Annotated in this window: 20 protein-coding genes; 10 read left to right on the top strand and 10 right to left on the bottom strand. The window is 36.7% G+C overall.

Annotation, left to right across the window (positions count from 1 at the left end):
• Both tuf and rimI read left to right on the top strand, forming a co-directional pair.
• Window positions 1–1,173: elongation factor Tu (tuf, locus tag AC5YC8_RS06125; protein ID WP_496119460.1), on the top strand; the 1,173-nt coding region annotated here is incomplete at its 5' end.
• Between the two features lie 133 nt (window positions 1,174–1,306).
• Entirely contained in the window at window positions 1,307–1,768 is a 462-nt protein-coding gene (gene rimI / locus AC5YC8_RS06120; protein WP_496163920.1) for a ribosomal protein S18-alanine N-acetyltransferase, read from the top strand.
• 19 nt (window positions 1,769–1,787) lie between these two features.
• Here the strand turns inward: rimI and AC5YC8_RS06115 are convergent, their stop codons facing one another.
• From AC5YC8_RS06115 to trxB, 4 genes are all read right to left on the bottom strand, one after another.
• Window positions 1,788–2,603: an arginyltransferase gene (locus tag AC5YC8_RS06115; protein ID WP_496163908.1), complete on the bottom strand. Its 816-nt coding sequence runs from the start codon at window positions 2,601–2,603 to the stop codon at window positions 1,788–1,790.
• A gap of 19 nt (window positions 2,604–2,622) precedes the next feature.
• Entirely contained in the window at window positions 2,623–3,354 is a 732-nt protein-coding gene (aat, locus tag AC5YC8_RS06110) for a leucyl/phenylalanyl-tRNA--protein transferase (protein WP_496163907.1), read from the bottom strand.
• Window positions 3,355–3,414: 60 nt separating this feature from the next.
• Window positions 3,415–4,962: a methyltransferase regulatory domain-containing protein gene (locus tag AC5YC8_RS06105; protein WP_496163906.1), complete on the bottom strand. Its 1,548-nt coding sequence runs from the start codon at window positions 4,960–4,962 to the stop codon at window positions 3,415–3,417.
• A gap of 110 nt (window positions 4,963–5,072) precedes the next feature.
• On the bottom strand, window positions 5,073–6,026 hold the full coding sequence (trxB, locus tag AC5YC8_RS06100) for a thioredoxin-disulfide reductase (protein ID WP_496163905.1): 954 nt from the start codon (window positions 6,024–6,026) through the stop codon (window positions 5,073–5,075).
• Between the two features lie 250 nt (window positions 6,027–6,276).
• Here trxB and AC5YC8_RS06095 point away from each other — a divergent pair, with 250 nt between their 5' ends.
• The gene (locus AC5YC8_RS06095; RefSeq protein WP_496163904.1) at window positions 6,277–9,372 is read left to right on the top strand and encodes a DNA translocase FtsK; all 3,096 of its coding nucleotides are present in this window, start codon (window positions 6,277–6,279) and stop codon (window positions 9,370–9,372) included.
• A 92-nt stretch (window positions 9,373–9,464) separates the two neighbouring features.
• Window positions 9,465–10,088 (top strand): LysE family transporter, encoded by a 624-nt coding sequence (locus AC5YC8_RS06090; protein ID WP_496119470.1) that lies wholly within the window; start codon window positions 9,465–9,467, stop codon window positions 10,086–10,088.
• A gap of 60 nt (window positions 10,089–10,148) precedes the next feature.
• On the opposite strand, the gene AC5YC8_RS06085 is transcribed toward AC5YC8_RS06090, so the two are convergent.
• From AC5YC8_RS06085 to yihG, 6 genes are all read right to left on the bottom strand, one after another.
• Window positions 10,149–10,436, bottom strand: coding sequence for a PA4642 family protein (locus AC5YC8_RS06085; protein ID WP_496163903.1), 288 nt, complete (start codon window positions 10,434–10,436; stop codon window positions 10,149–10,151).
• 245 nt (window positions 10,437–10,681) lie between these two features.
• Entirely contained in the window at window positions 10,682–10,954 is a 273-nt protein-coding gene (minE, locus tag AC5YC8_RS06080; protein ID WP_496119474.1) for a cell division topological specificity factor MinE, read from the bottom strand.
• Between the two features lies 1 nt (window position 10,955).
• The gene (gene minD, locus AC5YC8_RS06075; RefSeq protein WP_496119475.1) at window positions 10,956–11,768 is read right to left on the bottom strand and encodes a septum site-determining protein MinD; all 813 of its coding nucleotides are present in this window, start codon (window positions 11,766–11,768) and stop codon (window positions 10,956–10,958) included.
• 67 nt (window positions 11,769–11,835) lie between these two features.
• Complete coding sequence (gene minC / locus AC5YC8_RS06070; RefSeq protein WP_496163902.1) at window positions 11,836–12,549, bottom strand: septum site-determining protein MinC; 714 nt, start codon at window positions 12,547–12,549, stop codon at window positions 11,836–11,838.
• 118 nt (window positions 12,550–12,667) lie between these two features.
• Window positions 12,668–13,738, bottom strand: coding sequence for a preprotein translocase subunit SecA (locus AC5YC8_RS06065; RefSeq protein ID WP_496163901.1), 1,071 nt, complete (start codon window positions 13,736–13,738; stop codon window positions 12,668–12,670).
• Window positions 13,739–13,749: 11 nt separating this feature from the next.
• On the bottom strand, window positions 13,750–14,673 hold the full coding sequence (yihG, locus tag AC5YC8_RS06060) for a 1-acylglycerol-3-phosphate O-acyltransferase, YihG family (protein WP_496163900.1): 924 nt from the start codon (window positions 14,671–14,673) through the stop codon (window positions 13,750–13,752).
• A 244-nt stretch (window positions 14,674–14,917) separates the two neighbouring features.
• Here yihG and AC5YC8_RS06055 point away from each other — a divergent pair, with 244 nt between their 5' ends.
• From AC5YC8_RS06055 to AC5YC8_RS06030, 6 genes are all read left to right on the top strand, one after another.
• A complete protein-coding gene (locus tag AC5YC8_RS06055; protein WP_496163899.1) occupies window positions 14,918–15,568 on the top strand; it encodes a YiaD family glycine zipper/OmpA-like lipoprotein in 651 nt (216 codons plus the stop codon).
• 140 nt (window positions 15,569–15,708) lie between these two features.
• Window positions 15,709–17,751 carry a UvrD-helicase domain-containing protein gene (locus AC5YC8_RS06050; RefSeq protein WP_496119485.1) on the top strand — a complete coding sequence of 681 codons (2,043 nt, stop codon included), beginning with the start codon at window positions 15,709–15,711 and terminating at the stop codon, window positions 17,749–17,751.
• Window positions 17,752–17,776: 25 nt separating this feature from the next.
• Window positions 17,777–18,229: a dUTP diphosphatase gene (gene dut, locus AC5YC8_RS06045; protein WP_496163898.1), complete on the top strand. Its 453-nt coding sequence runs from the start codon at window positions 17,777–17,779 to the stop codon at window positions 18,227–18,229.
• A 174-nt stretch (window positions 18,230–18,403) separates the two neighbouring features.
• Window positions 18,404–19,828, top strand: coding sequence for a phosphomannomutase/phosphoglucomutase (locus AC5YC8_RS06040; protein ID WP_496163897.1), 1,425 nt, complete (start codon window positions 18,404–18,406; stop codon window positions 19,826–19,828).
• 10 nt (window positions 19,829–19,838) lie between these two features.
• Window positions 19,839–20,744: an acetylglutamate kinase gene (gene argB / locus AC5YC8_RS06035; RefSeq protein WP_496163896.1), complete on the top strand. Its 906-nt coding sequence runs from the start codon at window positions 19,839–19,841 to the stop codon at window positions 20,742–20,744.
• Between the two features lie 123 nt (window positions 20,745–20,867).
• Window positions 20,868–21,647 carry a GNAT family N-acetyltransferase gene (locus tag AC5YC8_RS06030; protein ID WP_496163919.1) on the top strand — a complete coding sequence of 260 codons (780 nt, stop codon included), beginning with the start codon at window positions 20,868–20,870 and terminating at the stop codon, window positions 21,645–21,647.
• The last annotated feature ends 30 nt before the right edge of the window (window positions 21,648–21,677 follow it).

Below are 21,677 nucleotides of genomic sequence, written 5' to 3'. Positions count from 1 at the left end.
GAACGTAATAAGCCACACGTTAACGTGGGCACAATTGGTCACGTTGACCATGGTAAAACTACTTTAACAGCTGCAATTGCAACTGTATGTGCTAAGAAATTTGGTGGCGAAGCGAAAGACTACGCTGCAATTGACTCTGCACCTGAAGAAAAAGCACGTGGTATTACAATTAATACTTCACACGTAGAATACGATTCTCCAATTCGTCACTACGCTCACGTAGACTGCCCGGGCCACGCCGATTATGTTAAAAACATGATTACTGGTGCTGCTCAAATGGATGGCGCGATCCTTGTATGTGCTGCGACTGATGGTCCAATGCCACAAACTCGTGAACACATCCTTCTTTCTCGCCAAGTAGGTGTTCCATACATCGTTGTATTCTTAAACAAATGCGACCTTGTTGATGACGAAGAATTACTTGAATTAGTAGAAATGGAAGTTCGTGAACTTCTTTCTACTTATGACTTCCCAGGTGATGACACTCCAGTTATCCGTGGTTCTGCTCTTGCTGCGCTTAATGGTGAAGCTGGTCAGTTCGGTGAAGATGCAGTTGTTGCTCTTGTTGAAGCTCTTGATACTTATATCCCAGAGCCAGAGCGTGCTATCGATCTTCCATTCCTTATGCCAATCGAAGACGTATTCTCTATCTCAGGTCGTGGTACAGTAGTAACTGGCCGTGTTGAGACTGGTATCGTACGTGTTGGTGAAGAAGTTGAAATCGTTGGTATTAAAGATACAGTTAAAACAACTGTAACTGGCGTAGAAATGTTCCGTAAACTTCTTGATGAAGGTCGTGCGGGCGAGAACTGTGGTGTTCTTCTACGTGGTACTAAGCGTGAAGACGTTCAACGTGGTCAAGTACTTGCTAAACCAGGTGCAATCAAGCCGCATACTAAATTCGACGCAGAAGTATATGTACTTTCTAAAGAAGAAGGTGGTCGTCATACTCCATTCCTTAACGGTTACCGTCCACAGTTCTACTTCCGTACAACTGACGTAACTGGCGCTATCGCTCTTCAAGACGGCGTAGAAATGGTTATGCCTGGTGACAACGTAGAAATGTCAGTAGAATTAATCCACCCAATCGCAATGGACCCAGGTCTACGTTTTGCGATCCGTGAAGGTGGTCGTACAGTTGGTGCTGGTGTAGTTGCTAAAGTAACTGCATAATCGCTGATTGTGTGAAAAAAGCGCCTCTTTGAGGCGCTTTTTTCATATTTGAAAGAATAAAGAAACTTAGTGTTTCGCATCTAATCTAAAATTAATTATACTTTCCATTGTTTTAGTTTCTAAAGTACGAATGATGATTCGTTTAATGCAAGTTGCTGATGTGGATGCAGTCACACAGATTGAAAATTTGGTACAAAGTCATCCATGGACTAAAAAACAGTTTTTAGAGTCTGTTGAGTCATATCAAAGTACAGTCTATGAAGAGAATGGACAGGTAGTTGGTTTTTGTATTTTACAACCCGTCTTGGATGAAGCTAATTTATTATTAATGGCTGTACACCCGAGTAAGCAGGGTAAAGGTATTGGATTTAAGTTATTAGATTATTCATTGAATCATTTAAATAATAATCCTATTCAAATATTCTTAGAAGTTCGAGAAAGTAATTTGTCTGCAATAGCACTTTATGAAAAATCTGGATTTCATCAAATTGATTTAAGAAAAAATTATTACCCTAAAGGTAATGGTGAAAAAGAGCATGCTGTTATTATGGTGAAATCATGCAGTGATGATTTTGCAGCATTATTCAAATCATAATAGATAGAGTCCTCATCATTTATTTAATAATAGAGTGATTCCAACCTGTTGGAAGTATATTCATAAGTGAATTTCCTAGGTTTTGTATTTCATCCTTGGTTAATGTGCGGTTGAGTCGTCGCCATTGACCATCTAGCATTAAGTCGAGTGGGATAAATTGAGATTTATAATTCATTTTATTGGAGTGTGGCACCCAATAACCCAAGTAGAGATACTGTAATCCTAGGTTACGCACATATTCAATTTGTTTTAAAATTGCAAAAGTGCCTAAAGAGCGTTTACTTTCGTTAGGATCAAAAAAAGTATAAACAGCAGATAAACCATCATCGAGTTGGTCGCAGGTAGAAACAGCAATCAATTTACTATTCAGACGAAATTCAATAAAAATACTATCTGTGCAGCTAATGACTAAAAATTTTTCGAATTGTTCGTGAGTTGGTGGGAACATATCGCCATCGGAATGACGTTCACGAATATATCTTTCATAAAGTTCGTAATGTTCATTTGTTGCTTCATGTGTTGAAATAATGTTGATTTTTAGATCTTGATTTTTTTTCCAAGCTTTTTTCTGAATACTATTCATCTTAAATTCTTGAGCTGGAACTCTTGATGATATGCATTGGCGGCATAAATGACATTCAGGGCGATAAGTAAAATCACCACTACGTCGAAAGCCTACTCTAGATAGTTCTGAAAGTGTGACAACATCAATTTTATGAGTAGGGTCTAAAAAAACCATACGTGCAGTTTTACTGGGTAAGTAACTGCAACTATGTGGTGGGGTAATGTAGTACTGCAATTCATTGAGTAGGGATTTCGGTTGATACGAATTCATAAAAGATCCCTCTTAATTATCATTCGAATAAGTGTAGGTCGTTATTCAGTGCTATTGTTTTACTTGAAAATACACTGTCTTTATATATTTGCCAATCTATTTGAGGTTGCTTTATTACTTCTTGTAAAGATTTTAAATAATCTTGGCGAGAAAGTGTGCCTGCACCAAGACTAAGTAGGTGATCATTGACCAATTGGCAGTCAATCCATGGTAGTTGATTTTGTTTGCCAATTAGCATGAGGACATAAAATGCCATTTTTGAGACATCTGTTTTAGTGCTAAACATCGATTCACCAAAACATCCATGTCCAATATTTACGCCATAAAGTCCTCCAACTAGCGTTAAATTATCCCAAATTTCTATGCTGTAGGCATGACCTGCTTTAAAAAGTTCACAGTAAGCGTGAATAATATCTTCACTAATCCATGTTTCTTTTGCATAACTGCGTGGAAGAGAGCAAGAACGAATGACATCTTCAAAAGCGTGATTTACTTTAATTTGATAATCAAACTTTTTCATATTTCTAATAAGTGATTTACTTGGATGATAATGCTTGGGATCAATAATACAACGAGGTTCAGGGCTCCACCAACAAATAGGTTCTCCCTCTGAGAACCATGGAAATAGTCCGTGAGTATAAGCTTCATAAAGGGTAGATGCTGATAAGTCAGCACCTATACAAATTAATCCTTCACCTTCGGGATCGACTTCAACTGGATTGGGGAAAATAAACTGCGAAGGTGGGAGCATAAGGGGATCATCTACAGAACCAGTCTTTATATTAGCCGATCTTGTAGATGATGTTAACGTTTAAGCGAAAAGCTTTAATTGTTCTGCAATTTTTAGTTTGTCTGAATCAATGAAAGTTTGTGCTTTTTCTTGCACAATTTTGAGACTTTTTGCTGTGTCCGAAACAGTATTTCCATTTTCATCTAAAACCAATAGGTTAAGTTGAGCTAATGTTGATAGTGCGAAAGTCGCAAATTGCTTAGCTGTTTTCATGTTTTCTAGGAAATATGCACGATAGAATAATTGACTCAAATGATCTACAGGTATGCCAATGCCCGAGTATGGGTTTGAAATAATGGAGTAATTACTATGGAAACTCGATTGTTCTAGAAAATATTGATTGAGTCGTTGGCATTGTTGAATCGTTTGTTCAGTAGGCTTATCTAGGCAAGGTTGCATGAAGCCTAAATGACATAGAACGGTCATTGCATTTAAAAGTTTATTTGATGGAATATTAAGCTCAGTTTGGACTTTTTCAAAAGATATAGGCACATAATTATTCTTTTTAAAATGCTCCGCTAAAGGTTCATAAATTTCTGGAATTAGGTTGAATTCACCTAAATAACCAGCGATTTTTTTGGGAATATGATGCGGTGCGGTTAATAGAACAAATGATATTTTTTTCATTTTTTCGATCACTTGATTCATGGTTAAAGTATTTTTACCACGAATAAAAAGGTCACGTCTAAATTGAGAATTCGTGAAATAATCACGACATTGTTCTTTGAACACAGGGTGTTCAATAGCATTTAGGAATTGTTGATGCTCCTCACTAAAGTTAATGTTATCTAAATGAGAGTTTAAATCTGTTGAGCCTGCATAGCTAAGTTTAACCGCCTCTAAAGTATGCATGACTTGTTGGAATGAAAAACATTGCCAATCTTGGTTTAAATACTCATGAATTAAATAGTTTGGATTTTGGTTTTTAAGCTCGAGCACTTTATTAATTGCATTTGGGTTTCGTTTTGCAAAGTTAGGCTCTAATTTAAGTAAAGCTTCGCTAAAGTTGAGTGAATCTTTAACTTTTTGTAAAGGGTTATGGCTTTTACTATTAAATTTGAAATGGCTATGAAATAACTCTCGAATAGGCATATTTGCAGCCCAACCAGTAAGGCAATTATAGCTAACATACACAATACCGCTTGGCTTTAAATACTTACGAATAAACTTCAAAATGGTGGCTTGGTTTTCGTGACTAATCCAACTCCAAATACCGTGTAAACTTATGCTATCAAATTGTGGTAAGTCGGTATTAAGCAACTCCTCAAAACTAGAATCATAAAAATGATGTTGGATACCTGTTTTTTCAGCCAACATGTTGGCATGAGCAGCATGAGCAGGATTAAAGTCGGTACCATAAAATATACCAATTGATGATGCGGCATGTAGGTTTAAGCTAACCCCTTGACCAAAGCCAAGTTCACAATGTGTTTGATCTTCATTGTTTTCTAATGTGTTTATTCCATTTAAAAGTAAACAAAATTTTTGATAATTTGGGCTTAAATCTTTGTAATAGCCATAGGTATAATTTACTTCGGTTTGATAGCCATCAGTCCAATTTGTTGTCATTATAATTTCCTAATGTTATTTATTTATCTTTTTATAAAGTAGTTTATTTTTACAAAAAAGAAAACCACCAATAATGGTGGTTTTTTTATGCTAAGTGATTGATTAAATAATTATTCACCTAAAGCATCAAGGTATTTTTCAGCATCTAAAGCAGCCATACAGCCTGAACCTGCCGATGTAATTGCTTGACGATAGATACTATCCGCAATGTCACCTGCAGCAAATACACCAGGAATTGAAGTTTGAGTTGCATTACCTGCCGTGCCACTTTGTACTTGGATATAACCATCACGAAGCTGTAATTGACCATCAAACATTTCACTGTTTGGTTTGTGTCCAATAGCAACAAACATACCTGTTACATCAATATTTTGTGTTGAATCATCTTTTGTAGACTGAAGACGTACAGACGTTACACCTGTGTTATCACCAATGACTTCATCAACTTGGTGATTCCAAATAATGCTAATTTTACCTTCTTTTTCTTTTGCAAAAAGATGGTCTTGTAAAATTTTCTCTGAACGTAAAGTATCACGACGGTGAACAAGTGTTACGTGAGATGCAATATTTGAAAGATAAAGAGCTTCTTCAACAGCAGTGTTACCACCACCTACAACCATTACTTTTTGATTTTTATAGAAGAATCCATCACAAGTTGCACAAGCACTTACACCTTGACCCATGAATTTAGCTTCAGACTCTAAACCTAAGTATTGTGCAGTGGCACCTGTACAAATGATAAGAGCATCACAAGTGAATTCTTCCATATCACCTTTAAGTACAAAAGGACGTACGTTTAAATCAACTTCGTTGATATGGTCATATACAATTTCAGTACCAAAACGCTCAGCATGGGCTTGCATCTGTTCCATAAGTGCAGGACCTGTTAAGCCTTCAGCGCCACCTGGCCAGTTATCAACTTCTGTAGTCGTTGTTAATTGACCACCAAGTTGTAAGCCAGCAATAAGTGTTGGTTTAAGGTTTGCACGAGCAGCATAAACAGCAGCGCTATAACCGGCAGGGCCAGAACCAAGAATAACCAAACGTGAGTGACGAGCGCTCATCTGTTGAATCCTTTTTTATTTAGAAATTTGTGAAATTATACGTGAAACTGTATAACAGTTGTGTGAGATTAAAGTCGATATTATTGATCATATAAATCGATTTGAACTATATAGAGAATGTTAAAAACATACTCACATTATCTTGCATCTTTTTTTTGTGAACAGGTGCATAATATAAAGTTAATTATCTGCATACTCGAATTGGGTTTGCGACAAAAAATACGATGAATAATTGGTTACAGGATAGTATATGACAGCGGTGTCGAGTGCGTATGCACAACGCTTTATAATCACATTATTTTTAATCTCGTTTGGGATTTATCTGTTCCTTGCAACAGTAACATATACACCTTTTGATCCGGGTTGGATGCATGTTTCTAGTGACACGCAAACAGTTTCGAATGCAAGTGGGGTGGTTGGGGCTTGGCTTGCAGATTTGTTGTTCGGCTTTTTGGGCTGGGCAAGTTTATTAGTGCCTTTATACTTTTTTATTGAGGCAATTCAGTTGTGGTGGCCAAGAAGCTTTTTAAATAAGCCATTTCGTTATGCTGCCCAGTTTTTTATTGTTCTATCGACATCAAGTATTTTGTATCTATTTTGGAATGTTCCTGCAGATACGCTTGAAAATGCTTCAGGTGGCATAATTGGTTATGAGTTAGGTCGAAGCCTTTCTGCACTTTTAACCATTTATGGTGCTAGTCTATTTTTGATTGTGTTCTGGTTGGTTTTATTTACACTCGCGTTTGGTGTGAAGTGGAATAAAACATGGAGCACAATGAAAGCAACTCCTGCTTATTTACAAGATTTGTTTTATAGAAAAGTACCAGAGGCTGACACTCATTTTACTTCGAAGCCTATTCAAGAAAATGAATCTACAACTTCAACGCAATTAGAATCTAAACTCATTAAAGCTGAAGCAGTACCTTTGGCGACTGTTGCTACATCTGTGGCAGCGAATGACCATGTTGCCAATCGTTTATTTGACGATATGGTAGATCGTGAAGCACGTGAAGATCATATTCAACATGAGCAACAACAAGATCAAACACACTTTTCTCAATTTACTCAAGATGATGAATTAGAACTTAAACAAGAGCTTGAAAAAGCACATCAACTTGAACAAGAACGGAATAAAGTTGTTGAAACGGGTGATGTCTGGCGTGCTATTCATGATGATTCAGAACAAAAACATAAAAATGATATCAATGAATTATTAAAAGCATCTCAAGATATTCGTCAGGGTTATGAAACTTCTGTGCAGCCAAATACTCAAGTTGATGATTATCAACCAACAGTAAACAAGCAAAACATTAATTGGGATGATGATGAAATTTTCGATGAGCTTTTAGCCGTTGTACCAAGTGCAAAAACAGCAACAGATGTACATACGCCATTTAATCATAGCGAAAATGTGAGTCATGTAGCCGTAGATATAGACAATGTTGCAAGTCCTGCTGTTGCAACCGCAACACTACAAGCAGCTTCAGCTGTAGCCCCAACAGTTACACCTACGCATATTTCTTTTGATGACTTAGATGATTTCTTACTTGATGAAGCGAATGAAGTTAAACCTGTAGAACCGCAAGGCGCTGCGACAACTACAAGTAGCTACGCTCAATCTTCATCTTTTGTAAATGCAAAAATTCAAACGCAGGTGCAAGCACCCGTTTCATTACTTACAGATGATGAAAAGCAGTTAATTAGTTCAAATAAAGATGCATTTCGTGAAGCTTGGCAAGATACAACAGGTGTTGCTGAGCAAGATGAGCTTGTAGAAGATGATTTTGATTTAGATGCACCTTTAACAGATGCATTTGGTCGACCAATGTCACGTGCAATGCAAGTGGCAGAAAAGCGCCGTGATTTACCAACGCTTCCAGGCTTGGAAATTTTAGATAAAGTCGATCCGAATAAAAAAGTAAATTTTACTGCGGAACAATTGGCACGTTTATCTGAATTACTCGAAATTAAACTTCAAGAATTTAACGTTAAGGCTAAAGTTATTGAGGCGCAACCAGGTCCTGTTGTTACACGTTTTGAGCTTGATTTAGCACCAGGTGTAAAAGCATCTAAGGTCACCAATATTTCACGCGATTTAGCACGTTCTATGTCAATGGCATCGGTACGTGTAGTCGAAGTTATTCCGGGTAAACCCTATATTGGTATTGAAGTGCCAAATAGCACACGTGAAATGGTGCGTTTAATTGAATTACTTGAAACACCCGCATATCGTGATCCAAATGCCTTATTAAGTATGGCAATGGGTAAAGATATTTCAGGAAATCCTGTACTTGCCGATTTAGCTAAAGCACCGCATATGTTGGTCGCAGGTACAACGGGTTCGGGTAAATCAGTTGCTGTAAATGCAATGTTATTGTCGATGTTATTGAAATACACGCCAGAACAATTACGTTTAATTATGATCGATCCGAAGCAGCTCGAGCTTGCGAACTACAACGATATTCCACATTTGTTAACACCAGTTGTGACAGATATGAAAGATGCAGTTAATGCATTGAATTGGTGTGTAAATGAGATGGAGCGACGTTATAAGCTCATGTCTTTAATGAAAGTACGTAAATTAAGCGATTTTAACCGTAAAATTGAAGATGCCATTGCGAGTGGTGAAGATTTAATTGACCCAACGTGGAAGCCTGACGACACAGCAACGATAAATCGTGCACCACGTTTACAACCTATGCCGTTAATTGTGATTGTTGCCGATGAATTTGCAGATATGATTATGCAAGTAGGTAAAAAAGCAGAAGAAATGATTACACGTTTGGCGCAAAAATCTCGTGCGGCAGGTATTCATTTATTACTTGCGACACAACGTCCAACGGTTGATGTTGTAACAGGCTTAATTAAGGCAAACATCCCAACACGTGCGGCTTTACGTGTAAACAGTAAACTCGATTCACGTACTATTCTTGATGCAGGTGGGGCAGAAGACTTACTTGGTCATGGTGATATGTTGTTCCTTGGACCTGGTAAAATTGAGCCTGAACGTGTACATGGTGCATTTATTTCAGATGATGAAGTGAACCGTATTTGTGATGCTTGGCGTGAACGTGGTGAACCAAATTATGTCGATGAAATTTTAACACCATATGATGAAGAGCCAACATCGCGTGGCTTTGAAGATGGTGATGGTGCATCTGATCGTGATGCTTTATATGATCAATGTGTCTCCTTTGTACTAGAAACACGTAAAGTTTCGACATCTTCCTTACAGCGTAAATTTAGCTTGGGTTATAACCGAGCTGCACGTATTGTCGACCAAATGGAAGAAAGTGGTATTGTGAGTGCAATGGGACCAAATGGTAAGCGAGATATTTTGGTTTAATTCATGTATTGAATAAAACTTTTTCTTGTTCAATTGAAAATTAGCTTAAAGCAGTTTGTATCACAAGCTGCTTTTTATTGTGAGAATATCGAATGTTGTGGGCTTTATTAACGCTGTCTTTTATCCATTTATGTGCTTTGGTGACACCTGGGCCAGATTTTTTTATGGTGTCTCAAACTGCAATTAGCCGCTCACGTAAGCAAGCTATTTTTGTTGTGTTAGGAATCACATGTGCGATTTTTTTATGGGCATTATTTGCACTTCTAGGATTAAATTATATTTTTGAAAAATTTGTCTGGTTACGTAAAGTTTTATTGGTTTTAGGTGGAATTTATTTATGTTGGTTAGGTTTCCAAATGCTTAAGTCAGCATTTGCTAAGAAAACTGAAACTGCTGAGATAAAAGAAATTGTGCTACCTAAAAGTAACATGCGTTTTTTCTTACAAGGGTTATTCACCAACTTATCAAACCCCAAAGCAGTCATCTATTTTGGTAGTGTGTTTTCAATGTTCCTCGCTAACCCGATGTTGAATGAATCACATACACTATTATTGGCTATTGTGACGGTAGAGAGCCTTATTTGGTTCTTATTTGTGGTGTTTATTTTCTCTTTACCAAGTTTTAAACACGCATATCAAAAGTCTACAAAATGGATTGATGGAGTAGTGGGCGGTTTGTTTAGTACTTTTGGTGGTTATTTAATTTTTAGTAAATAAAGATAAAAGTTTAGAAAATAAAAAAGACCGCAATAAGCGGTCTTTTTTATTTAAAGGCATTTAAGCAAATTGAGCTAAAACATCTAAAAATTCTGCACTTTGACGTGGGTATTCAGCAATCACATCATGAATGCGTTGACCTTCAGGATTCGTAGCATTGACATCACGACCATCTGCAACAAATTGTGTTAATAGGCGTGTGTAGTCAAAAGGACGCATGTGCTTGAATGCATGGTAAAGCACATAAAAGTCAGCATTTACACCTTCAGGAGGAAGCTGAGTTAAATAGGCAAATACACGCTCATCTGACCATTCTTCATTAAACGTTGCTGGTTGAGACAATGCCATTACTAGCTCCTTGGTATTTATATATCAATAAAAAAGGGCAAAATATGAGTAAGCAAGTGACTTGGTAATTTAATTTACTTCGTCTATTCAAAGCGTAGCTTTTTGTCTTGCGGCTGAGAATGCATATTTTGCAATCTAGCCCACTCGAAGCATCGCTTTTCATCTTGCGGCTAGGCAAAGTATACTTTGCAATCTAGCCTCATATTTTGCCCTGATTTAAATTGCTTGACTAATCAAAAATCAGATTAACGCTCTTCAGGCAAATTGATATTCATTTCAAGCATTTCGATGTTTGCTTCAGAACGAACAGACATTTGAATATGTTGTTCATCTACGCCACGAACATAGCGATTAACCACTTGCATGATTTCTTTTTTCATTTGATCAATTTTATCTTGGCTTAAGCGTTTACCAAGACCTTGTTCAGATGCAACGATAACTTTTAAACGATCTTTTGCCATTTGTGCACTAGAAGGTTTGTCTTCGCTACTAAATAACTTACTCCAGAATCCAGCCATCTTATGCTCCAAATAAACGTGCTAACCAACCTTTAGGCTTAACCGTAATATGACGGTAAGGGCGATCTTCACCAAGGAAACGTGCAACTAAGTCATCGTAAGCTTGTCCTGCAGACTCTTCTGTAAATAAAATTACAGGCTTACCTTCGTTAGATGCTTGTAAGACACTTTTACACTCAGGAATAACACCAAGTGTTGGAATGCGTAAAATATCTTTAGAAATATCGTCAATTGTTAACATTTCTTGTTTATCTGCACGTTCAGGATTGAAACGTGTAATACATAAATGCTTACGAATACGACCTTCGTTTTGCTCTACCTTTTTGGTTTTGCTATCTAGCATACCAATAATACGATCTGAGTCACGAACAGAAGAAATTTCAGGATTTGTTACAATAATTGCTTCATCTGCATGATACATGGCTAAAATAGCACCACGTTCAATCCCTGCAGGTGAGTCACAAATAATATAATCAAATTCTTGTGAAAGTTCATCCATTACGCGAGCCACGCCTTCATCCGTTAAGGCATCTTTATCACGTGTTTGTGAGGCAGGTAAAATAAAGAGATTTTCAAGGTCTTTATCTTTGATTAATGCTTGTTGCAAACGAGCTTCGTTATTTAATACGTTTACAAAATCATAAACGACACGACGCTCACACCCCATAATTAAATCTAGGTTACGTAAACCTACGTCAAAATCGATAACAACTGTTTTGTGGCCACGTTGGGCTAAGCCTGTAGCAAATGATGCGCTCGTTGTAGTTTTACCTACACCGCCTTTGCCTGATGTTACGACAACAATTTTCGCCACCGAATCCACTCCTGTAATGGTTTCAAATTCCCCTATTGTTTGGGGCTTTTTGGTGTTTATTTATACATTAAAATTGCAAGGCGTCAAATACGAGCTCTTGATTATCATTTAAATATATATGGACTGCTTTTTTTACCACATGTTGTGGAATGTCATCTGCAACACAATATGTCCCTGCAATAGAAACTAGTTCAGCTTCTAGGGAGTGACAGAATATACGTGCTGCATGATTCCCATTTGCACCCGCTATAACTCTACCACGGACGCTACCATAAATATGCACATTTCCTGAAGCAATTACTTCAGAACCGCTATTAATACCATTGTTTAGAATGATATCGCCATGATCTTGTACAAGACTTTGACCCGTGCGTAATATTTCATCATGATATGATGTGACATGTGCAACTGTTGGTATTGCTACAGTAGCTTGGACTTGATCTTGTGGAGCTTCAGTTTTTAGTTCAACCACTTGCTCTTTGGTTGCTTTGACTTGCTGCATTTGGCGATCGGGTGGAATAACTGGGAACTGAATTGCACGTGCTTGTTCTGCTAAAGGACCTTCCGTGACTGCCATAGGTTGTAAATCGAGATCGATTAATAATTGAATAAGGGCAATAAGTTCTTGGTCGACTGAGCTTTCAATGACAGCAAGTGTGCCTTGAGGTGCTGTTTTTTCAAGCATAGGTGATAATTGCTTGCGGATAGCATCATGATCGTTTGTATCTAGGCTAATGCGAATTGCATTGACCATTCTGCCTTTTATCCGTATTTCAGCCATATTTTTTCCTTAAATCTTCTCGCCTTTTTTAAGGTTGAAGCACTATTGTTCGTGAGGCAAATGCTAGAGCAATTTTAATCATTTCTCTAGCATGGTTTTCAATTTTTTTTACATTTGATCAGTCTTTGTTTTTTCTGCTCTCATTTTTGCTTTCTTCAAGTATTTGTTGCCATTGTTTGACTTTAACTTGTTGTTGAATAGCTTCTAAACTTTCAAATACAGCAGATTCAACAAGTTGTTCAATATGTACATTATTTTCAAATGGTATCTTACTAATGCGCTCAGAGATATATTTATAACTACTAAGTTCATTATTTTCTTGGTTTGTTGCAAAGGGCTCAATAAGACCTTGAGTAATATTTTCCCCTAAACGCTGTCCAATACTTTGTATTTGCTGTTCAATACGTCCTCCAACAATTGGAATGAGGCGAAGTAACTGGGTGAGTTCGGGTGTATCTTCAATCGCTTTATTCACAATTTGCCCCACATTTTTGGCAATAAGTTGACGATGTTGCTGTAATTCTTTGCCCAAAGAGTCTTGTAAAATATCTGCTAAAGCAACAGCAAATAATTCTCGATGATGATTGACTAAATCTTCAATTAATTTTTTATGCGTAGTACTTGTACTAAGTTCAGTTTTAATACCATTTAAAACAGTGAGTACAATTCGGCTAGATAGTTCTTCCATCACTAAGTTGTAATAGAAATTAACTTGTTTATACCAACTATTTGGGAAAATTTTATAGCCATGATCATGTAGTTGATATGCAATCACACCTGCACGTAATAAGCGTAAAAAACGTAACTGAGGTAAAATTGCGAGAACTTCATACCAATGAATAAAGGGGAAAAAGAACCAACGTTGATGTTGTTTTAGAATAATGGCAATAAACCAACGAATAAAAAGCTCGGTAATTAAGAATGCAATGAACCAACCTTCGGTAATAACAACCCAGGGTCTAAGCTCATTTTTATAAAATTGTAAAAGATCAGGAAGGTGAATTAAATTAAATAACCATTCACCAAAATCACTCATTAAAATTGCATTAGAACATAAGCAAAATAGGTTGATGATGATTAAAAACATCATGAACACATCATAAGCTAAAGCAACTTTCCAGCCCCATGATCCTTGTTGCACAAAATTAAAGGTGGGTTTAATTTGCTTTTTATTCGTGTTGTTACTCATCTTTTTGAACACTACTCCGCTGAGGCAATTTTTTGTTTCATACTTTCAATAAGGTCATCTTTTTCTTGCCATAAATCGTCAACCCATTGTTGAAAGCGAGCACGGTATTCAAGGTCATCTTCATAATTGCCACCATGTACCCAATCAGGAATGTCTATTTTCCGTAAATTGACCGCAATTTGGGGAACATCACCTAACCAAAACTCTCCATAACCGGGTACACCATTAGGATAAATAATGGTCATATCTACAAGCGCATCAATTTTTTCACCTAAAATATTTAAAGCTAAGGCTAAACCACCTGCTTTAGGTTTAAGTAAGTGTTTGTATGGTGATTTTTGCTGAGTATGTTTTTCTGCTGTGAAGCGCGTACCTTCTAAATAGTTAAGTAAGGTAAATGGTTGGCTAAGAAGTTGCTCACATGATTTACGAGCTTCTTCCATATCACGATCTTTTAACGCAGGATTTTTTGCAATTTGCTCTTTTGAGTGACGTTTCATCATAGGGAAGCCTAAAATTTTAAAGGCTTGCCCTACAAATGGAATGAAAATAAGTTCCCATTTTGTAAAAAAGCGGGTGAGTGGCATGCGTGTTAAACCAAAATATTGATTAACTGTTGTATCAACCCAACTTTGATGATTACACATCATGAGATAACGACCTTGTAGATTTAAATCTAAATTTTCATCTACAGAAATATCCCATTGTGTATTCGGTAATACGTGATCAATCAGCCAATTATTAACACTTAACCAGCTGTTCGTGATTTGAATATTTGTTTCATCAACTTTGCGTGATTTTTTAAATAGTTTGGTAAAACCTAAAGCAAGAACAGGAGGGCCATGAAAGAATGTGCTTCCAGTCATAACGGAACCAACAGTTAGACCTTTTGTGATTTTTTTTAACACAGGTTGTTTCTTTGATGGTGTAGACATATCTCATCCTTAGGATAAAATCATTTTGAATAGAGTTTAAGCTAAATATAAAGCGACTTCCTAATACAAAAAAGAGTTAATCTTCAACTATGTAGAAAATATGGTGAAGTTGGTCCAATAATTCAAATAAATATTACAAATTGTAATCAAACAACTTATTATTAACAAAAAATAGGTGGTCTAACTACAAAAATTATTCCATTATTTTTAACGACAACAAAACATTAACATAGGAGTCATGCAAATGCGTGCACTAGCAATTTCAGCAGTAGTAGGGGCAATGGTTCTTTCAGGTTGCCAAACTACAGGTAATAATATTGGTGGCTTTGAATACGACAAGACAGCAATTGGTGCTGTTTTAGGTGCTGGAGCAGGTTATGCACTTTCAAAAGGTAATAATAATTCATCAAGTCAAAATAACCGTGCTTTAGCAATCGGTGCTTTACTTGGTGGTGCTGGTGGTGCTTACCTAGATAATAAAGAGAAAAAATTACGTGCAGCTACTGCAGGTACGGGTATTGATGTAAGCCGTAATCCAGATGGTTCTGTTGGCTTAATTATGCCAGGTAACATTACATTTGATACAAACAAATCTGCAATCAAACCAAACTTCTATTCAACTTTAAACAAAGTTGCTCAAGTTTTGGCTGAAGATAACAAGAGTGCGATTCTTGTAACTGGTTATACAGATAATACTGGTAATGATTCAATCAACCTTCCATTATCTCAAGCACGTGCACAAGCTGTTGCGAGCTACATTGCATCTCAAGGTGTTTCTACAACTCGCATCAATGCACAAGGTTTAGGCGCTGCTAACCCAATCGCTGATAACTCTACTGCTGCTGGTCGTGAACAAAACCGCCGTGTAGAAATTAGTGTTTATGCAACTCAATAATTTTATTGAGTGAAAAAGAAACCACCTTCGGGTGGTTTTTTTATTGAGTATTCAATAAAAAATAACAGGTTCAATTTTTTCATTATGAAAGTTGTGGTGAGATGTCTATAATCGACATCGAATACCAAAGAGGAAAAACTATGTCGTCGCTGGCAGGTCAATTGAATGACAAGCAACTTGAAGCCATGAAATATACTCAAGGACCCTTGTTAGTACTTGCAGGGGCGGGTTCAGGTAAAACCTCGGTAATTACGCGTAAAATTGCATATTTAGTTAAGCATTGTGGTATTCCATCGCATCGTATTACAGCAATGACGTTTACCAATAAAGCTGCACGTGAAATGAAAGAGCGTGTAACGAAGCTAATGACTCGTGAAGAAGCCAAAGGCTTGTCTGTTTCTACATTCCATAACTTTGGCTTGAATTTACTCAGATTAGAACTTAAACATACACCGCTTAAAAATAACTTTTCTATTTTAGATGCAGATGACTGTAAGCGCATTTTAATGGATTTAATGCATCGTGATAATTTGTCAGGTGCTGAAAGTAAAGAATTGATTGCGAAAGCAATGAAAATGATTTCAGATTGGAAAAACGATCTTATTCCACCTGAACAGGCACATACAACATGTGAAACTCAAGAAGATATTCAGTTTGCACATTTGTATCAGCTTTACGAACGTAATTTACGCGCCTATAACGCAGTAGACTTTGATGACTTAATTGTAATGCCAACGCGTCTTTTGCAAGAGAATGCAGAAGTTCGTGATAAGTGGCAAAACCGTGTGCGTTATCTTTTGGTCGATGAGTATCAAGATACCAACACCGCACAGTATATTTTGGTCAAACTCCTTGTAGGGGTAATGGGGCAATTTACTGCCGTTGGTGATGATGACCAATCTATTTATGCATGGCGTGGTGCAAAGCCTGAAAATATGGCGTTATTACAGGAAGATTTCCGTAACTTAAAAGTGATTAAGCTTGAACAAAACTATCGTTCAACCAGTCGTATTTTAAGAGCAGCCAATACGGTTATTGGAAATAACCCACATTTATTTGACAAAAAATTATGGTCAGATAAAGGTCATGGTGAGGTTATCCGAGTTATTACCTGTCGTAATGATGACGATGAATCAGAACGTGTTGTTAAAGATTTAATTACGCATAAGTTGATGAATGGTAAAAGTTGGAAAGATTATGCGATTTTGTATCGTGGTAACTTCCAAGCACGCATTTTAGAAACACAGCTTCGCCAAATGCAAATTCCATACAAGCTTTCGGGTGGTCAGTCTTTCTTTGGTCGTGCGGAAATCAAAGATATTATGAGTTATTTACGACTCATTATTAACCCTGAAGATGACAGTGCATTTTTACGTATTATCAATACACCTAAGCGTGCAATTGGTCCTGTAACTTTGGAAAAACTAGGGCTATTTGCCCAAGAAAGTAATTTGTCTTTGTTAGCTGCTGCGGGCGATCAACGCTTAACAATGGCGATTCCGAAAAAAGCGACAACGCAATTGGCGGAATTTGCAGACTTTATTAATACCTTTACTCGTAACTTAATTGAAGATGATGAACCTGTACCTATTATTCGCGAAATGATGCTAGAAGCAGGTTATATCGATTACATTAAAGAAACAGCTGCAACGCCTGCTCAGGAAAAAACGAAACTCGATAATATTGAAATTTTATATAGCAGTATTCAAAGTTTGATTAACCGTGCAGAAGATGTAGATGAAAAGAACATTGAAAGTGTGATTCGTAAAATGGTGTTGCTTGATATGTTAGAGCAGCAACAGGAAGAGGAAGATACTGACAAAGTAAACTTATTGACGCTACATGCTTCGAAAGGACTTGAATTTCCTTATGTGTATTTAATTGGTTTGGAAGAAGAAATTCTACCGCACAAAAACTCAATTGCTGCCGATACAGTCGAAGAGGAACGTCGTTTAATGTACGTGGGAATTACCCGTGCACGTCAGGGTTTAACCATAACCTTGGCTGAACAACGTAAAGCAGGCGGTCAAATGAAACAAATGACGCCAAGCCGTTTCTTAGATGAATTACCACAAGATGAATTGGATTGGTTAGGTCGCAAGAAAAAGCTTGCAGGCGATATAGATCCTAAGTTACAAGCCCAACAGTATTTAGAAAACTTACGTTCACTCATTAAACGTTAATAAATTGATTCAATAGGAAATAAATATGAAAGTTCAAGTTAAAGTGCTCGATAAGCGTCTTGGTCAAGAATGGCCGATGCCAACGTATGCAACAACAGGTTCAGCAGGTTTAGACTTACGTGCATGTGTTGAAGAAGCAACTGTAATTGAGCCAGGTCAAACAGTTTTAGTAAAAACAGGTCTTTCCATTTATATCGAAGATACTAACTTTGCAGGTTTAATCTTGCCACGTTCGGGCTTAGGTCATAAACATGGCATCGTATTAGGTAATCTTGTTGGTTTAATTGATTCAGATTACCAAGGTGAACTTATGGTTTCAGTTTGGAACCGTAGCCAAACAGCATTTACTTTAGAGCCAGGTGAGCGTTTAGCACAATATGTTCTTGTTCCTGTTGTTCAAGCACAATTTGATTTAGTTGAAGAGTTTGTTGCAACTGAGCGTGGTGCGGGTGGTTTTGGACATACAGGTAAAAACTAAAATTTGACCTTCAAAGGCGATAAAGACATTGTAGCTTTATCGCTTTTTATTTACATGTAACAAAAAGTGTATTAAAAATTACAGATAACTGCGACAATAAAAATTGTAAGTTCTACAATCTTCCTCAAATCACATTTATCTATTTCCTAAAATCCATTTTAAATCTTATTGCTTATGAATTTAACTCAGCAAATGTTTCCAATACAAATTTTCCGCGCTTATGACATTCGTGGCAAGGTCAGCATACTGACGCCCGAATTAATTTATGCTGTGGCAAATGGACTGGCAGAACAATTTATTGAGCAAAAGCAAAGTCGTATTGTATTGGGCTATGACGCGCGTTTAACTAGTGCAGAATATGCAGGAATTATTCGAAAAGTTTGTGTTGAAAAAGGATTGAATGTCACGTTAATTGGGTTATGTTCTAGTCCGCTTATGTACTTTAGTTCACGTGGAAATGATGGCAATGGTATTATGGTGACCGCAAGCCATAATGAAAAAACAGACAATGGTATTAAGTGGATACTCAAGGGCTTGCCGCCAACTCCTGAAATGATTCAAGATGTTGCATTAAAAGCGCAAAAACATTTTTTAAAAGCGCACGATATTATTCTGCAAAATTATAAATCAGAGCATATTCCACAATTTTGTGAAGCATATGAGCAACATCTTATTTCAGATATAAAATTAAAAAGAAAATTTAAAGTTGTGCTTGATGGTCTAAATGGTTCAGCAGGACAGTGTGCTGCTCATATTTTAGAAAAGTTAGGCTGCGATGTAATCGCATTACGCTGTGAGGCGAACGGTAATTTTCCAGATCATGCACCAGATCCATCAAAAGCACAGCATCTTTCAAAGCTTAAATCTGCAGTACAGCAACATCAGGCAGATATTGGTATTGCTTTAGATGGTGATGGTGATCGTCTTGTGATTGTTGATGAACATGCACAACTTATTTCTGCAGACCAATTATTATCATTGTTTAGCGAAATGTGCCTTAAAACTTATCCTCAGCATGAAATTGTCTTTGATGTGAAATGTTCAACGATGGTGAGAAATACGATTCGAGATTTAGGTGGAAAACCTAAAATGATTCGAACAGGTAGTACATTTCTACGTAAATATTTAGCACACTCGAATGGATACGCTGTATTTGGTGGAGAATACGCAGGACATTATGTTTTTAATGATGGTCGTGGATTGGGCTATGATGATGGCTTATATGCCGCTTTACGTATTTTAGAATATTTAAGTGAATCTGAATTTAAAATAGTATCTGATTTATTTGCAGCATATCCTGAACGCGCAAGTACAGAAGACTTATACATTCATACTTCAGGATTTAAAACAGCTCAAGTTTTACAAGATATTGAAAAATATAGCCAAAGTTTGAATGCAGAATTAAGTAAAATAGATGGGATTCGGCTTGATTTTGATGATGGTTTTGGCATTATTCGAGCTTCGAATACAGGTGAATATTTTACAGTACGATTTGATGCCGATAATTCTGCACGATTAGACGATATTCGAAATACATTTGTTACAATGCTTCGCGATAAGTATCCAACTATCGCTCAAGACATTTTAGATGCTCAATAAGGAGAGGCGAATGCCATATCAGCATACAGGCATCGACAAAGCACAAATTCTGACAGAAGCTTTGCCGTATATTCAACGTTTTGCAGGTAAAACGCTGGTCGTGAAATATGGCGGCAATGCAATGACTGATCCTGAGTTAGAAAGTTCTTTCGCTCGTGACATCGTATTGCTTAAAACAGTAGGTTTAAACCCTATTGTTGTTCATGGCGGTGGTCCGCAAGTTGATTCTTTCCTGAAGCAATTAGGTCGTGAATCTGACCGTATTGATGGTATGCGCGTGACAGATCCTGCAACAATGGAAGTTGTTGAAATGGTATTGGGCGGTAGCGTAAACAAATCAATCGTTAACTTGATTAATCAACATGGTGGTCGTGCCATTGGTTTAACAGGTAAAGATGGCAACTTAATTCGTGCACAAAAGTTATTGATGCAAAAAACTGCTGAAGATGGTTCTGTTAAAGAGATTGATCTTGGTTTAGTTGGCGAAGTCGTTGGTGTTAAAACTGATGTACTTGAGATGTTTACAAGTAGTGATTTTATTCCTGTAATTGCACCTTTAGGTGTTGATGATGAAGGGAATACTTATAATATCAATGCAGATTTGGTTGCAGGCAAAGTTGCTGAAGCTTTGGGTGCAGAAAAACTCATATTACTGACTAATATTTCAGGTGTATTAGACGAAAACAAAAACTTGTTGACAGGTTTAACGACACAAGAAGTTGATCGTTTAATTGAAACAGGCGTGATTTATGGCGGTATGATTCCTAAAGTGGGCTGTGCGCTAGATGCTGTTAAAGGCGGTGTAATAAGTGCTCACATTGTTGATGGTCGTGTACCACATGCAACATTACTAGAGATCTTTACAGATCATGGTGTTGGAACTTTAATTACTAACCGTAATCAAGTTAAAAAGTAAGTATTTAAAACAGGAAAAGAGGCTTTATTTGCCTCTTTTTTTATTTTTAAAATTTGAAACTGTTCGTCATTAATATGTCATAAGGATTGATTAGGGTATAAAAAACAACATGAGAAGTTGATGATGCTAGATAAAATTACTCAGTATAGTCAGGCGATTACTTTTCCTCTTATAAAAAAAATAAACAAGCCAACTCAATATAAATTCGAATGGGTTGATGATTTAGAGCAAATTATTGAAGTACAAAAGTTTCGAGCAGAGCAGTTTTCAGAACAGTTTGGAATTCATTTTCCTTTAGGCTTAGATCAAGATCTCTATGATTTTAATTGTGAACATGCCGTACTTCGAGATAAATGGAAAAATGAAATAGTTGCTTATACACGACTGAAACTCTTACAAGGGAAAGATTTAGCTCAAAGTTATAGTCAGCATGAATTTAAAATATTTCCTGAGCTTAATCATTTAGAAAATGTTGTTGAAATAGGTCGAACTTGTGTTCATCCACATTATCGTTCTGGCAAAGCATTGTCAGTTTTGTGGATGAATCTATTACCTAAAATTTTATGGAAAATGCGTGCTAAATATTTGATTGGATGTGTGAGCATTCGGTTGGTCGGTAATGAAGCCAGAGCTTACTTTACTCACCAATACATTAAAAATTTAGGTGAACAGCAAACATGTACAATTGCAGCACAAAAAAAATATGAACCACAACATCCAAAATTTAGTTTTGTACAGGATGAAAAAATTCCAAAGTTATTTGATGTATATTTAAAAATGAATGCGAAGCTCTCTAAAGAAGCTTTCTATGATCAAGATTTTAATTGTTTGGATTATTTTGTCTTTTTAGATGTTAAAAATATGGCAAAAAATTTTATTCTACAAAAGAAGGTGGCAGTTTGATATTTTATTGCATAATCAATAATTACTCGG

It is taken from the genome of Acinetobacter sp. FY731, assembly GCF_059515905.1.
Note: the sequence above shows the minus strand (reverse complement) of the source record. Positions and strands in the feature narration are given on the sequence as shown.